This window comes from Clostridium sp. MCC345, from assembly GCF_018785345.1.
Classification (GTDB): Bacteria; Bacillota; Clostridia; order Lachnospirales; family Anaerotignaceae; genus Anaerotignum_A; species Anaerotignum_A faecicola.
This window is the reverse complement of the sequence record NZ_WQPP01000068.1, coordinates 1-406: the sequence shown is the minus strand read 5'-3', so window position 1 is coordinate 406 and position 406 is coordinate 1. Positions and strand designations below refer to the sequence as shown.

Sequence of the window (406 nt, the reverse complement as noted above, 5' to 3'; positions counted from 1 at the left end):
GCAGAGAGCGGATGCTCCAGCTTAGAAACATTATATATCCGGTTTAGCATTCCTGCCGAAACAAGCCATTCTATTGCTTCTTCAAAATCTCTGGCTCTTGCCCCTTCTCTCACTGCTCCATACATGAATTTTTCATTTGACTTTGCAAGCTGCGTTACAATACTGCGAAAAACCATAAGGATTCGTCCGCTATTCACCTTACCATTGTGTTTAGAAAAATCGTTTTCGTATACCTCGATCAGTTCACGTTGAATTTGAGCAATTTTAGCCGGGTCTTTATGCTTCAACCAAGAAGAAACACATTCAGGCATTCCCCCTATGATAAGATAATTGTTATAGGCTTCCAAAAGTCTATTATGAAAGATTTCCTCTATCTGCTGTTCCTTATGGATACCCTCATAATAAG

At 39.7% G+C, this 406-nt stretch carries 1 protein-coding gene; it reads right to left on the bottom strand.

The genetic code is table 11. From position 1 onward, the window contains the following. On the bottom strand, positions 1 to 406 hold a 406-nt coding region (locus tag GPK49_RS12825; protein WP_444876961.1), incomplete at both ends, for a DUF4143 domain-containing protein.